This window comes from Megasphaera sp. MJR8396C (genome assembly GCF_001546855.1).
Lineage (GTDB): Bacteria > Bacillota > Negativicutes > Veillonellales > Megasphaeraceae > Megasphaera.
On sequence record NZ_KQ958179.1, the window covers coordinates 1 to 14,826 of the forward strand.

11 protein-coding genes are annotated in these 14,826 nt (G+C 53.3%); 1 reads left to right on the forward strand and 10 read right to left on the reverse strand.

Annotated elements, in window-relative coordinates; genetic code table 11:
* Window positions 1-191: 191 nt before the first annotated feature.
* From HMPREF3201_RS05425 to HMPREF3201_RS05455, 7 genes are read right to left on the reverse strand one after another with little or no spacing between them, the layout of a single operon-like run.
* On the reverse strand, window positions 192-1,328 hold the full coding sequence (locus HMPREF3201_RS05425; RefSeq protein WP_062412106.1) for an amidohydrolase: 1,137 nt from the start codon (window positions 1,326-1,328) through the stop codon (window positions 192-194).
* Between the two features lie 18 nt (window positions 1,329-1,346).
* The gene (locus HMPREF3201_RS05430; RefSeq protein WP_062412107.1) at window positions 1,347-2,276 is read right to left on the reverse strand and encodes a S66 peptidase family protein; all 930 of its coding nucleotides are present in this window, start codon (window positions 2,274-2,276) and stop codon (window positions 1,347-1,349) included.
* A gap of 4 nt (window positions 2,277-2,280) precedes the next feature.
* The gene (locus HMPREF3201_RS05435) at window positions 2,281-3,870 is read right to left on the reverse strand and encodes a peptide ABC transporter substrate-binding protein (protein ID WP_062412108.1); all 1,590 of its coding nucleotides are present in this window, start codon (window positions 3,868-3,870) and stop codon (window positions 2,281-2,283) included.
* Window positions 3,867-4,838, reverse strand: a complete 972-nt coding sequence (locus tag HMPREF3201_RS05440) for an ABC transporter ATP-binding protein (RefSeq protein WP_062412109.1) — start codon at window positions 4,836-4,838, stop codon at window positions 3,867-3,869. Before HMPREF3201_RS05440 ends, HMPREF3201_RS05435 begins: the two co-directional genes overlap by 4 nt.
* The gene (locus tag HMPREF3201_RS05445) at window positions 4,825-5,820 is read right to left on the reverse strand and encodes an ABC transporter ATP-binding protein (protein WP_062412110.1); all 996 of its coding nucleotides are present in this window, start codon (window positions 5,818-5,820) and stop codon (window positions 4,825-4,827) included. Before HMPREF3201_RS05445 ends, HMPREF3201_RS05440 begins: the two co-directional genes overlap by 14 nt.
* On the reverse strand, window positions 5,817-6,722 hold the full coding sequence (locus HMPREF3201_RS05450; protein ID WP_062412111.1) for an ABC transporter permease: 906 nt from the start codon (window positions 6,720-6,722) through the stop codon (window positions 5,817-5,819). Before HMPREF3201_RS05450 ends, HMPREF3201_RS05445 begins: the two co-directional genes overlap by 4 nt.
* Window positions 6,723-6,724: 2 nt before the next feature.
* Complete coding sequence (locus HMPREF3201_RS05455) at window positions 6,725-7,657, reverse strand: ABC transporter permease (protein WP_062412112.1); 933 nt, start codon at window positions 7,655-7,657, stop codon at window positions 6,725-6,727.
* A gap of 145 nt (window positions 7,658-7,802) precedes the next feature.
* Between HMPREF3201_RS05455 and HMPREF3201_RS05460 the strand changes: the two genes are divergently transcribed.
* Entirely contained in the window at window positions 7,803-9,011 is a 1,209-nt protein-coding gene (locus HMPREF3201_RS05460; RefSeq protein ID WP_062412113.1) for an MFS transporter, read from the forward strand.
* 5 nt (window positions 9,012-9,016) lie between these two features.
* On the opposite strand, the gene HMPREF3201_RS05465 is transcribed toward HMPREF3201_RS05460, so the two are convergent.
* The 3 genes from HMPREF3201_RS05465 to HMPREF3201_RS05475 all read right to left on the reverse strand — a co-directional run bounded on the left by HMPREF3201_RS05465 (window position 9,017) and on the right by HMPREF3201_RS05475 (window position 14,818).
* Window positions 9,017-10,627: an FAD-dependent oxidoreductase gene (locus tag HMPREF3201_RS05465; RefSeq protein WP_062412114.1), complete on the reverse strand. Its 1,611-nt coding sequence runs from the start codon at window positions 10,625-10,627 to the stop codon at window positions 9,017-9,019.
* A gap of 9 nt (window positions 10,628-10,636) precedes the next feature.
* Entirely contained in the window at window positions 10,637-11,308 is a 672-nt protein-coding gene (locus HMPREF3201_RS05470) for a 2Fe-2S iron-sulfur cluster-binding protein (protein ID WP_062412115.1), read from the reverse strand.
* Between the two features lie 75 nt (window positions 11,309-11,383).
* Complete coding sequence (locus tag HMPREF3201_RS05475; protein ID WP_062412116.1) at window positions 11,384-14,818, reverse strand: pyruvate carboxylase; 3,435 nt, start codon at window positions 14,816-14,818, stop codon at window positions 11,384-11,386.
* Window positions 14,819-14,826: the final 8 nt, after the last annotated feature.

Consider the following 14,826-nt stretch of genomic DNA (forward strand, 5'->3'; position numbering starts at 1 on the left):
ACGACTTGTTTATCTTACCAAACTACGAAGAGCTTGTCAAGCATTATTTTGAATTTCTTCATAAAACCCGACAACCATAAACAGGCACAATAAAAAAAATTGCATTTTCTTTCTCACGTCTCGTTGCAGCTGGTTTTTATATAATAACATTAACGCCGAGAAAAGTCAATCACTTTTCTCGGCGTTTTTTCTTAATGTTCTTCTCCCATGACGTCAAGTCCTACCATAGCCATGGCTTTGGCCCCGGTCAGGGCCTGCATTTTTCCAAGGTCACTGCCGGCCGCTGCTGCAAATTCCGACGTATGACCGGACATGCCATAACCGATACAGATTTCCGGTTGGCTGACTCGCGTCACTTGACTGACATTGCCCACATCCGTCGAACCTTCGGCAAAATCATCGCTGCGAAGGCCGAATTCTTCATAGAGCTGATTGAAGGCGTCGGCAAAGTAGACGTCCATCTTCGGATCATTGATCATATTTTTATAAAGCGGTTCATAATGTACCATCTCTACCGATGCCTGGTGAGCCGCCGCAACATCCTGAGCCATCTGTTTGATATCGGGCAGCATTTTATTTTCTAAATAGTCCACCGTCAAAGCTCGAATCGTCGCCTTGAGAACGGCCCTGTCGGGGACGATGTTCGGGGCCGTACCGCCTTCGGTAATGATAGCACCGATGATATGGCGTTCGGTCAAGGTCTTTTCGTACTCTTTCAGACGGGCGTAAAAGTCAACTAGGGCATCGAGGGCGTTGATGCCGTGATACTCCGTATCGGCGACATGGGCGGATTTTCCCCAAAAGGTAAATTGTAAGGGATGGGTCGCATAGGACGTACCGCCAATATAAGTCTTATCGACACCGGGATGGACGATGACAGCCGCATGAAGAGCGTCGAAGACACCGTGTTCACTCATATAAACTTTACTGCCCACCGTTTCTTCGGCAGGGCAGCCGTAGACATGAACCGTCGCTTTATCGCCGGCAGCTTTGGCAAAAGCCAGGGCCGCACCGATACTCATGGCAGCAATGAGGTTGTGTCCGCATCCGTGTCCGATTTTCGGCAGGGCATCGTATTCCGCTAAAAAGCCCATCTGAAAAGGCCCCTTTCCAAGGGTTCCATGAAAGGCCGTCGGAAAAGCATCGGCAACGGGATTGTCGATGGTAAAACCGTGGTCGGTCAAGATGTCTTTCAGTAAAGACGAAGCAAAAAATTCCTCTTGCCCCAGTTCCGGACGGGCGTGCAGCTTATCGGCGATTTCATAGATGAGGGGTTTCAATTCGTCGACATAACGGCAGGCGTCTTCTTTTAATTGTTTATACTCCATCAGGATTTCCTCCTACAGTCAGGGTAAAAATACGAGTTCTGCCCGATCCGGCTTGGCATCCAGGCGAACCTTCTGGCCTAAGGGCAGCCAGGCATTATCGGCACCGTGGCCAAAGGACAGGCCCTTAATGGCCGGCTTTCCCCATTTTTTGGCATAGGCCTGAATGACTTCGTTGACGGTCCATTCATAAGTGCTCCCTTCCGTGGGATTGCAGCGGTAAAATTCACCAAAGGCGATGCCTTTCACCCCGTCGATGAGGCCGGCCTGCTCGATATGACAGAGCATTCTGTCGAGAGAATAGGCGTCTTCCCCGACTTCTTCCAAGCAGAGAATGCCGCCTTCAGACTGTAACGCATAAGGTGTCCCCATGGTAACCGACAGCAGCATCAAGTTGCCGCCTAAGAGGGGGCCCGTCGCCGATCCGGGAACGAGGGTCTCAGGATGCATTTCCGGTGCCGAGGGCAGGACCCGGGGATCATAGGGATGGGCCAGGCCCCAGCGCAGTTCATCCCTCGTATACGCGGAAGCCTTGCGAGCCAGGGACATGACCATCGTCCCGTGGATGGGGCGAAAATGGCAGCGCTGCAAAAAGACGGTATGCAGGGCCGTAATGTCACTGAAACCGACGAAAATTTTCGGATGGGCAGCAATCAAATCGTAGTCGAGGAGCGGCAAAATCCGCGTTGCTCCGTAGCCGCCGCGAAGGCAGATAATAGCCTTCACCTGATCATCGGCAAAAGCAGCGTTGATGTCGGCCGCCCGCAGTTCGTCACTGCCGGCCAGATAGCCGTCATGAGCCGATACGGATTTCCCTACGGCTACCTGATAGCCAAGTTCTTTTAAAAAGGCAATGCCCTGGGCCGCGTCATCTTCAGCAAGGGCCGCGGATGGGGCCACGACGGCAATCGTATCGCCCGGATTCAACGGGGCGGCACAACGATAATCCATAAAGTTACGTCCTTTCTTCGTCATCGATATAGGCGTTTTTAAAATCTACCAACCCCAACTGCGACCAATGATAGCCTTTAATATAAGGCTGGGCCACGTACGGCTGGGTCGTGTAGTAGATGGGAATGATGACACAATCGTCAAAAAGCATCTGTTCGGCCTGATGCATATAGGCCATGCGCTGGGCTTCATCATTCGTCGACTTGGCCCGGCGAATCAATTCATTATAAGCCGGATTGTGGTACTGAGCGTCGTTTTCCTCATCGGCAAAGACGTCGAGGAAGGTCATGGGATCGGCATAATCGGCAATCCACGAAGCTCGGGCGACCTGGTAGTCCCCTTGGGCCCGGGAAGCCATGAATACCTTCGATTCCTGATTCATGAGCGATACGGACACGCCAAGATTGTTTTTCCACATTTCCTGAATGGCTTCGGCTACCGCCTTGTGCATCTCGTTGGTGTTAAACAAGATGGTCACCGGCGGCAGGGGATGGGTTTCATCGTAACCGGCTTCACGCAGGAGCTCTCGTGCCTTTTCCGGATCTTCCGTAATGAGATTGCCCCCTTCTTCCCGAAAATCACGGCCCGTAGCCTTATCTTTCAGTCCCGGCGGGACCCAGGCATAGGCCGGTTCCTTTTCAGCCCGGATGATATGGTCGATGAGCCCTTGCCGTTGAACGGAAAGGGCAAAGGCCTTGCGAACACGGACGTCGTCAAAGGGCTTTTGCTGGACATTAAAGACGTAGTAATAGGCGCCTAAATAAGGAGCAATTTTATACAGCCCCATTTTTTCCAGACGCTCTTGGTCGGCCGGCGGCGGTTCAACGGTCATATTAGCCTGATTGCTTTCGACCAGAGTCAATCTCGTCGCCTGAGAATCGCTGATGGGCAGGTCGATGTGGCTGAGTTTCACCGCATCGGCATCCCAATAGCGTTCATTTTTAACCAATTTAATTTCACTGGAATGGTTCCAACTGACGATTTTAAAAGGTCCGCTGGAAACCATACCTTCAGCATCGGCAGCCCACGTATCAGGCTTTTCTTCGACGAGTTTCCGAGGTACGGGATAGTAGCAGTGAAAGGCTGTCAGATTCAGGAAATAAGAAGTCGGCTCTTTTAAACGGACTTCTAAGGTTTTATCGTCGAGGGCTTTGACCCCGACTTCATCGGCAGAGGCCTTCTTCTTAAAGTAATCTTCGGCCTTATCGATACAAAAGAGCATATACGCATTTTCCGAAGCTACGTCAGGATTTACGACGCGCTTCCAAGAATATTCGATATCGCCGGCCGTAATGGGCGTACCGTCGCTCCACTCGATTCCGTCGCGGAGATGAAAGATATAAGTCCGTCCGTCATCTGAAATATCCCAGCTCTTGGCCAGGGCCGGTTGAGGCACGTCATCGACGAGACGGGTCAGGCCTTCAAAAATTTGTAATTCCGTATTGCTTTCAGCTAAGGCCGTCGTCATCGCCGGATCGAGGCGGGACGGTTCTGCTTCTAAGACGTAACTCACCGTATCCGGCCGTTCTACGCCGCAGGCGCTGAGAAAGACGGTCATGAGGATGGCCATGAATAACAGGATATATTTTTTCATCGGTCCGTCCCTCCTTTCGCATGGTGACAGGCAACGAGGCGCCCTTCCCCGACGGGACGAAGAACAGGCACTTCTCTCCGACACCGTTCATCACCATAGGGACAGCGGGGATGGAAGACACAGCCCGACGGTACATCGAGGGGACTGGGGACTTCACCTGACACAAGAGTCTTTCGCCGATAATGAGGATCCGGTCGGGGCACGGACGCAATGAGCATCTGCGTATAAGGATGGAGGGGTCGATGAAAGACGGCATCGCTCGGACCTAATTCAACGAGACTTCCCAAGTACATGACGCCGATGCGTCGACTGAGGTGATGAACCATACTCAAATCATGGGCAATAAAGAGATAGGACAACTGTCGTTCCCCTTGGAGCCGCTTCAGCATATTGACGATTTGGACCTGGACCGACACGTCGAGGGCTGAAATCGGTTCATCGCAGAAGATGCATTCCGGATCGACCGCCAGAGCTCTGGCAATGCCGATGCGCTGGCGTTGACCGCCGCTGAATTCATGGGGATAACGCTGGGCTGTTTCCGGTCTCAAATCGACTTGCGTCAATAAGTCAGCCACGCGCTGACGCCGCTCCGTATCGTTAGAGCAGAGTCCGTAATTGCGAAGAGGCTCGCTGATGATATCTTCGACAGTCATCCGCGGGTCCAAAGAGGCATAGGGATCCTGAAAGATCATCTGAACCTGACGGCGATAGGCCTGGCCTACGCCAGGATCGTCGATGTTACGGTCTTTATAAAAGATACTTCCCGCGGTCTTAGGATATAAGCCCAATAAGGTACGGGCAAAGGTCGACTTACCACAGCCCGATTCCCCGACCAAGCCGACGGTTTCACCCGGTTCAATCGTAAGGGATACACCATTGACAGCGGTCAACAGCTTTTTCGGACGGCCCAGCCAATTGCGATCGACGACAAATTGCTTGGTAAGTCCTTTAGCTTCAATGAGTGCCATCGTCTCCCCTCCTTTCTGCCGCTGCCAGCCAGCAGGCATAGTGATGATGGGGACCTGCTTCTTCCCGCGGCGGTTCCGCTTCCATACAGACTTTCATCGCCTGAGGGCAGCGCCGATAGAAACGGCAGCCTTTTGGCATGTGGAATAAATCCGGGGCCTGGCCGGGAATCCCCGTCAATACCTTATCCCGGTCAGACGGATCAGGCAGGGAGGCTAAAAGACCTTTGGTGTAAGGATGAACAGGACGGTAAAAAATATCGTCGGCCGTCCCTTCTTCGACGACGGTACCGGCATACATGACATAAATGCGGCGGCACATCTGAGCGATGACGCCTAGGTTATGGGAAATGAGGACGACAGCCATACCGAGTTCTGCCTGCAGTTTCTTCAAGACATCCAGGACCTGGGCTTCTGTCGTAACGTCGAGGGCCGTCGTCGGTTCGTCGGCAAAGAGGAGTTTCGGCGAACAGGATAGGGCCATGGCAATGAGACAGCGTTGGCGCATGCCACCCGATAATTGGTGCGGATATTGATCGAGCCGCTTTTCCGGCGACGTCAGGCCGACGGCCTTTAAGAGTTCTAACGCCTTTTCCCGCTGCTCATTTTTGGACAGCTTCTGATAGAGGGCAAGGCCTTCACAAAGCTGGGCACCGATGGTGAGGACCGGATTTAAAGACGTCATGGGGGCCTGAAAAATCATGGCCATATCGCGGCCGCGAAGACCATTCATGTCGCGTTCTGACAAGGGAAGGATGTCGCGGCCTTCCCATAAAATCTCTCCGGATTGGTATTCTGCCGCCCTTTGAGGCAGTAATTTCATGACCGCCTGAGACGTAACCGACTTGCCGCAGCCCGATTCACCGACGATGCCGACAGTTTCACCGGCGTGGACCGTAAGCGATACGGCATGAACCGCTTCTAACAGGCCCCGATAGGTATGGAACGAAATGGACAGGTGACGCACTTCAAGTAACGGTTTCATCGACTTCCCTCCTTCTGGTTCTGCGGATCTAAGGCATCGCGCAGGCCGTCGCCTAAGAACATGAAGCCCAGCATGGTAATGCACAGAGCCAAGGCCGGAAAGACGAGCTGAAAGGGAAAGGACCGCATGCTGTTAATGCCTTCGGAAGCGAGAACGCCCCAGCTGGCCATCGGTGCCGATACGCCGAGACCGATAAAGCTTAAAAAGGCTTCCGTAAAGATCGCTTCCGGAATCGATAAGGTCAAGGTGACGATAATCGGTCCGACGCAGTTGGGAATCATATGACGCCGCAAGATCTGCCAGGTCGACGTCCCGCAGGAACGGGCGGCCATGACGTATTCCTGCTGTTTCAGACTGAGGATCTGACCGCGGACGACGCGGGCCATATTGAGCCAGTAGGCGATGCCTAAGGCCAAATAAATATTGAGCAGTCCCGGTTTGAAGACGACCATCAGCAAGATGACGTACAGCAGCATGGGAATGGAGTACAGAATATCGACGATGTGCATCATGATCCGGTCGACTCGACCGCCAACCAGGGCTGAAATCCCGCCGTAGAGGACGCCGATGAAGACGTTGATAAGACTGGCTACCAGGCCGATGGACAAGGAAATGCGGGCGCCGTACAGGACGCGGACAAAGAGATCTCGTCCGAGCGAATCGGTACCGAACCAGTGTGCCGCCGACGGCCAGGCGTTGGCATCGGCCAGGCTCTGATCGGCATAGGTATAAGGGGATAAAAAAGGCCCGATGACAGCCAGGAGGGTCATGACGATGACGATAGCCATCCCCCAGAGGGCCAGGGGATTTCCTTTCATTCGGCGCCAGCCCCGGTCCCGCAGCGTTTGAGGTGCCACATAAGGTTCCTGACGGTCGGCTGCCGTAATCGGTGTGAAATCCATGGCTATTCCTCCTTTCGGCTGTCGACAGTGATGCGCGGATCTAAGAGCGGATAGATGATGTCGACGAGTAAATTCATCATCATGATGAGAAAACTGTAAAAAATCGTAATGCCTAAGATGACCGTATAATCGCGGTTATAAATACTGGTAACAAAATGACGCCCCAAGCCGGGAATGGCAAAAATCGTCTCGACGATAAAGCTCCCGGTCATCAAGGCCGCCGCCAAGGGGCCGATATAACTGACGACAGGCAAGAGGGCATTGCGCAGGGCATGGCGGTACAATAAAGACCAGGGACCAATCCCCCGCGAACGGGCCGTCCGTATATAATCTTGTCCCAAGGCATCGACCAGGCTCGACCGCGTCAAACGCATGATAAAAGCCGTCGGCTGCGCAGCCAGGGCCAAGGCCGGCAGGATGACATAGGCCGGTCCCTTCCACAAGGCCGCCGGCAAGACGGGCCAGGTAAAGGCAAAGAGTTGTATGAGGACAGCCGCTAAAATAAAACTGGGCACCGAAACACCGAGGGTAGCCCCGATCATCATCCCGTAATCGACCCAGGTATTCTTATACCAGGCAGCGGCCATGCCAGCCAGGATACCGGCCCCGATAGCCAGAAGAAGGCTGATCAGCCCGAGCTCAGCCGAGACGGGCAAGGTTTCGGCGATAATGTCGTTGACCGTTTTTCCGGGATACTTGTAGGACGGGCCGAGGTCGAGCACGGCGGCGTGGCGGACGTAATCGACATACTGATCCCACAACGGTTCATCGAGATGGTACCGGGCTTCGACCGTCGCCATGACGGCCGGCGGCAGTTTCTTTTCCTGTGTAAACGGTCCGCCGGGAATGGCGTGCATCAGGCCAAAGGTAATGGTAATGACCGCCCATAGGACGATACAGGCGCCAATCAGGCGCTTTGCAAGATAAATGGCCAAGGAGAATCATTCCTTTCCAACATAGATAAATTCATTATACGGCGCGATATCGCTCATGACAAGGCGATAGCCGTTGTTATTATCACGGCGGCGGCGTATAATAGTAAATTGACTACGTTAACAAATCGAAAGAAAGGTGATCGCTGTGAACTGGAAACTTTGTTTAGCAATTCTAACGTGTAACGTCGTCTTCATGTCCTCAAGCTACACCATGCTCATCCCCTTCCTTCCTATGTACCTGACGAGAGATCTCGGCGTCGATGCAGCGTCGGTCAATATTTGGTCGGGCATCGTCTTTTCCTCGACGTTTCTCATCAGCGCCGTCATGGCCCCTATCTGGGGACGGATGGCCGATAAACGAGGCAAGCGGCTCATGGCTATTCGAGCCAGTTTTCTCTTATCCATCAGTTACTTTCTCGGCGGCATCGTAACGTCACCGCTGGAACTGACCTTCATGCGCATGTTCCAAGGTTTTGCCTCGGGCCTGTGGCCCATGGAGCTGGCCATCATGACCACCTATGCGCCACCAAAAAAACTGGGGATCTGCCTGGGCGTCATGCAGGGGGCTCTCACGGCCGGCGGCATCATCGGCCCCCTCTTCGGCGGCATCTTAGCCGAAGCCTTCGGCATGCGCCGGTCCTTCTTTTTGGCAGCCGCCGCCTTGTTCCTCAACTTTTTAGTCCTGGTCTTCTTCATTAAAGAACCGCCGACGGACACGGCACCGGCTGCCGATACGGCAAAGGCCGATGACAAAAGCGGCAAAGTCAGCCTCTGGAAGATTCCCGTCATCCGCCTGATGCTCCTCAGCGCCGCCTTGGTACAGGCCGTCATCCTCATCGTCCAGCCGATTTTAACGACCTATATTTCCCACCTGGCCGGAGATATTGACAACCTGGTCTTCGTAGCCGGCCTGATCTTTTCGCTGGGCGGCTTTGCCAGCGCCATTACGGCTCCTCTTTGGGGCCGCTTCGGTCAGCGTCACGGCTTCGTCAAGACCTTGCGCATCGTCCTGATTTTGGCAGGTATTTTCTTCCTCATCCAGTCGCTGCCCGATACGCTGTATACCTTCGCCGCCAGTCAATTTGCCGTCGGCCTGTTCTTCTCCGGCATCTATCCGTCGATCAACGCCATCTTGGCCGAAAGGACGAGTGCCAGCATCAAAGGCCGCGTCTTCGGTTTCCTGTTCTCCGCTCAGCAGATTGGTTCCATGGGCGGCCCGATCTTAGGCGGCGTCATCGCCACTTACATCGGCATGAAATACGTCTTTTTGGCAGCCGGCGCCATTCTCTTGTGCCTGAGTTTTGCCATCAACTGGAAGGTCCGTCACCTTCACGGCGAAAAAATTACCGATTAAAAGCCTTATCCCCGGGTTCCCCGATTGTGGGTGTAATCGGGCAGGAGTTTCGGTGACAGGATGTTCCCTGTAAAACCGGCAGCGGCCCGTTCCCGGTCAAAGCGGCGAACGTGGTCGAGATTCCCCTTTCCGGGATGAGCGGTCTTGCTGTAGGCAGCCGCTTCGGTTCCGGCAATCCGACCAAAGACGATGATATCCAAGAGGCTGTTGCCCATGAGGCGGTTCTTACCGTGAATACCGCCGACGTCTTCTCCGGCAGCATAGAGGCCAGGAATCTTGGTTTCACTCTTCGCCCCGATGCAGATGCCGCCATTTTGATAATGGAGGGTCGGATACACTAAAATCGGCTGTTTTCGGATATCGATGCCGAATTTTTCATACATATGAATCATGGCCGGTAGCCTCTTTTCCATCGTCCCCTCGCCATGGATCAAATCGACCATAGGCGTATCGAGCCAGACCGCCTGGCCATGCAGGGCATAGACGCCATTGTTCCGTTCCTGGCACTCGCGGATGATGGCCGCCGCTACGACATCCCTCGTTTCCAAGGGATGGAGGAAGGCATCGCCGTTCTTATTGACCAACATGGCATCGAGAGAACGGACCTTCTCCGTAACCAAAGCCCCATAAATTTGGGGCGGATAGGCAGCTCCCGTCGGGTGATACTGAATGGCACCGGCATAGAGAAGCGGAATGCCGGCCCGATAGGCCATGACCAATCCGTCAGCCGTCGATCCGTAATGGTTCGACGTCGGAAACCCCTGATAATGGAGGCGTCCAGCACCGCCGGCAGCCAGGATGACGCTTTTGGCCCGGACGACGTGATATTCCTGAGTATCGAAATCGTACAAGACGGCACCGGCAGCCTGTCCGTCCCCGTCAAGGAGCAATTCGACAGCCGGTGAATATTCAATGACATCGACGCCGGCATTGCGGACTTCATCGCGAAGAACGCGCATGATTTCCGCTCCCGTGTAATCCCCACAGGCATGCATCCGTTTATACGACGTCCCGCCGCCGTGGGTCGTTACCATAGCGCCGTCACTGTCCTTGTCGAATAAGACGCCTAAGGAGCTGAGCCACTGGATGGCTTCCGGTCCGCGAAGGACCAATTCAGCGAGAAGTTCGGGGATATTCTTATAATGACCGCCGCCCATGGCGTCCAAGTAATGTGCTGCCGGCGAATCATGTTCCTTATCGGCAGCCTGTATCCCGCCTTCGGCCATGCCCGTATTGGCATCGCCCAGGCGCAGTTTCGTGGCCATGAGGACCTTGGCTCCATGGCGGGCCGCTTCAATGGCCGCTGCCGCACCGGCTCCACCGCCGCCGATGACCAGGACGTCCGTTTCAAACTGGATATGGTCTACATCGACGTCGGCTTCATCCATACGGCTCTTGCCCTGTAAGAGGACAGCCAGCTCCGACGGTACCTGATCGCCCTTATTGGGACCGACAGAAAGGCGGGTAAACCCTTCTTCGTGATAATCAGGATGAAACTGTTTTAAAAGGACGTCTTTTTCTTCTGCCGTAAACCGCGGCAGTTCCTCCGACAAGCGGAGATTGCGCGTCGCTTCGACCCGCGACTGAGACGCCCGCATTTCTTCGGTATATATCATGAGGTCCTCCTATTTTTCAATGGTCCGCCCTTCATACAAGCGGCGCAATTCGTCGTCATCGGCATTCATTAAGCGTTCTACATCGGCAATATACTGCCCTTCTTGAATGGCCTTTACGCGGTCTTCCAAATGGCGGCTCTTTTTGGCAATATACTTGCCCAGGAGGCGCCGCGCCAAGAGACCGACCGGTCCGTGACTGATCTTGGCCGGGCAGCTGGCGGCACAGATATTGCAGCAGACACAGCGAAAAGACTCTTTTGCACAGCCGGCATAATCGCCCTTCTGAGCCAAGGCGATATACTTCATGACTTGGATTCCCTGAGGACAGTTTCGCGTGCAGGCATTACAATGGATGCAGTTATAGATTTCAGGATAAAGCTGGCCGACGACGTTGCCGGCAACGGGAAGATCATCCATATCGTATTCCATCTTTTTGATGGGAAACGATTCTAGCCGGCCGACACACATGCCGTCTTCGACCTTCGTCTGACAAGCCAGGGCCGAATGCGTTTCAGTCTGTCCTTTCAGACGATAAACGACGGCACAGGCTCCACAAAAGCCGCTTCGACAGCCGCAGCCTCGAACCAGGCGGAAGCCGGAATATTCCATAGCCCGCATAATCGTCAAATCTTCAGGGACGGAAAACATCTTACCCAGTAAATAGACGGTTACCATTTTCATAGCTATTTCTCCTTTAATGAAAAAGGTGCTGCCGCACATGCGGCAGCACCTTTTATTGCTTTATAAACCGTAATCTTATTCCAAGACTTCGAGCAGGCAGTCGCCGCTGATGATAGCTTGGCCTTTGACGGCATAGATTTCACCGACAGTACCGTCGATGGGCGACGTAATCGTCGTTTCCATCTTCATGGCTTCGGTAACAACCAAGGGTTCGCCCTTCTTGACTTTCTGGCCCTTGGAAACGAGGACGTTGACGACCGAACCGGACAAAGTGGCGCCGATGTCACCGGCCTTATCGGGATCTGCCTTACGGCGGGAAACGGTCTTCATGTCGACGCTCTTATCCTGAATGCGGATTTCACGTTCGGCACCGTTGAACATGAAGGTGACCGCGCGGATACCGCTTTCGTCAGGATCGCTGATATTAATCAGGGTGATGATGAGATCCTTCCCTTCTTCGATTTCAACGTGAAGTTCTTCATTTTTCTTCATGCCGAAGAAGAAGGTCGGCGTATCGAGAACGCTGACATCACCGAATCTCTTGACCTTTTCATTGTAGTCTTCGAAGACTTTCGGATACTGGCAGTAGGCATTGATATCTTCGGCTTCGTGTTTGTAGCCGTTTTCAGCCAATTTGGCGCGGACGGCGTCGAAGTCGACCGGTGCCAGGCTCTTGCCCGGACGTTCCGTAAGCGGTTTCTTTCCTTTGAGGATGATCTTCTGAAGTTTTTCCGGGAAGCCCTGGTACGGAATGCCGATACGGCCTTCGAAGAATTCGACGACGGACTGCGGGAAGTCGAGGACGTCGCCCTTATCGTAAATATCCTGTTCGGTCAGGTTGTTCTGGACCATGAACAAGGTCATGTCGCCGACAACCTTAGACGACGGCGTAACTTTGATGATATCGCCGAACATCATGCTGACCGTATGGTACATCTTTTTAATTTCATTCCAGTGGTCGCCAAGGCCCACAGCCTTCGCCTGCTGACGGAGGTTGGAGAACTGACCGCCCGGCATTTCATGCTGGTAGACTTCCGTATTCGGATAGGCTTCGGCTTTGTCGACACCTTTGTAGTACGGACGAACTGTTGCCCAGTAGCGGGACATTTCTTCCATAGCATTGACGTCGAGATCCGGCTGACGATCCTTGCCGCTCAAAGCGTAATACAAGGTGCTCATGCTCGGCTGGCTGGTACCGCCGGCAAAGGCAGAATAAGCTACGTCGACGATATCGACGCCGGCATCGATAGCCCGGCTGTAGGTCGTAATAGCATTGCCTGAGCCGTCATGGGTATGGAGGTGAATCGGCAGGTCAACAGCATCTTTCAATGCCGATACCAGACGGTAGGAAGCTTCCGGTTTCAAGAGGCCGGCCATATCTTTAATGGCGATGATGTTGGCGCCGGCATTCTTCAATTCCTTAGCCATATTGACATAGTATGCCAAGTCGTATTTATTCCGCGACGGATCGAGGATATCGCCGGTATAGCAGAGAGCTACTTCGGCCAATTTATTGTTTTCACGAACGGCCTGAATCGTGCCGTACATATTGTCTAAGCTGTTCAAGCTGTCAAAAACGCGGAAGACGTCGATGCCGTTCTTGGCCGAGAGGTCGATAAAGTTTTTGACGACATTGTCCGGATAGCTCGTATAGCCGACGGCATTGGCACCGCGGACGAGCATCTGAAGAAGGATATTCGGAGCCTTTTCACGCATCTGACGCAGGCGGACCCAAGGATCTTCATAGAGGAAACGGTAGGCTACGTCGAAGGTTGCCCCGCCCCAGCATTCATAGGAGAAGAGATTGGGCAGCTTCTTAGAAGCCGATTCCAGGACGCGAAGCATATCGATGGTGCGGACACGGGTTGCAAACAGGGACTGGTGAGCGTCACGCATGGTCGTATCGGTAAAGAATACCTTATGCTGATCTTTGATCCACTGGGAGAATTTTTCCGGTCCCATGGCATCGAATTTCTGTTTCGTGCCGTCAGGATAGGGTCCGTTTTCGACACTCGGCATTTCCAAGGGTTCAAATTCAGCTTTTTCCTGATGACCGGCGCCGGCATAGCCATTGATGGTCGTATCGCTGATGTACTCTAAGAGTTTCGTGCCGCGGTCCTGTACGACCGGAAGGTTGAACAGTTCCGGATGATCATCGATGAAGTTGACGTTGTAAGAGCCGTCGACGAATTCAGGGCTCTTCAATACGTTGATCAAGAAGCCGATATTGGTCTTGACGCCGCGGATACGGAATTCCTGAAGGACGCGGAGCATCTTCTGAACGGCTGCGGCATGGTTGAGGCCATAAGTCGTCGTCTTGACCAACAGGGAGTCGTAGTACGGCGTAATGATCGAACCCGTATAGGCATTGCCGCTGTCGAGACGGACGCCAAAGCCGCCGCCGCTGCGGTATACCGTGATTTTACCGGAATCCGGCATGAAGTTGTTCATCGGATCTTCCGTCGTAATACGGCACTGGATGGCATTGCCGAGACAGTGGACCGATTCCTGGGACTTAATACCGATTTCATCGCTGTCGAGGGCATAGCCTTCAGCGACTTTGATCTGGGTCTGGACGATGTCGATACCGGTAATCATTTCGGTAACCGTGTGTTCTACCTGGACACGGGGGTTGACTTCGATGAAATAGAAGTTGCCGTCAGGCGTAACCAAGAATTCGACCGTACCGGCATTGACGTAATGAACGTTTTTCATCAATTTCAAAGCAGCGTCGCAAATCTTCTGACGAAGTTCGACGGGCAGGGCCGAAGCCGGAGCCGTTTCAACGACCTTCTGATGACGGCGCTGAATGGAGCAGTCACGTTCAAAGAGATGAATGACGTTGCCGTGTTCGTCGCCCATGATCTGGACTTCGATATGTTTCGGGTTGATGATACATTTTTCGAGATAAATTTCATCGCTGCCGAAAGCCAGCTGTGCTTCCGATTTCGCCCGTTCATAAGCATCGCGCAGTTCTTCCATGGAGTCGACCATACGCATGCCGCGGCCACCGCCGCCGTTTACGGCTTTAAGCATAATCGGGAGTCCGACTTCCTTGGCAAATTTTTCGACTTCTTCGTAGCTTTCTACGCGGCCGTCACTGCCGGGGATGTACTGAATACCGGCCTTCTTTGCCTGAATACGGGCATTGATCTTATCGCCGAACATGATGAGATGTTCAACCTTAGGACCGATAAAGATAATACCTTCTTCTTCACAGCGTTTCGCTAAGTCCGCATTTTCGGACAAGAATCCGTAACCGGGATGGATGGCATCGACGTCGTGCTCATGGGCAATACGGATAATATCTTCAATATCTAAATATGCATCTACCGGTTTTTTGCCTTCACCGACGAGATACGATTCATCTGCACGGAAACGGTGCAGCGACAGCGAATCTTCTTTGGAATAAATCGCAATCGTGCGGATTCCCAGTTCATTACAAGCCCGGAAAACACGAATGGCAATTTCTCCGCGGTTGGCAACTAAAACCGAACGAATTTTTTTCATGAAAATAC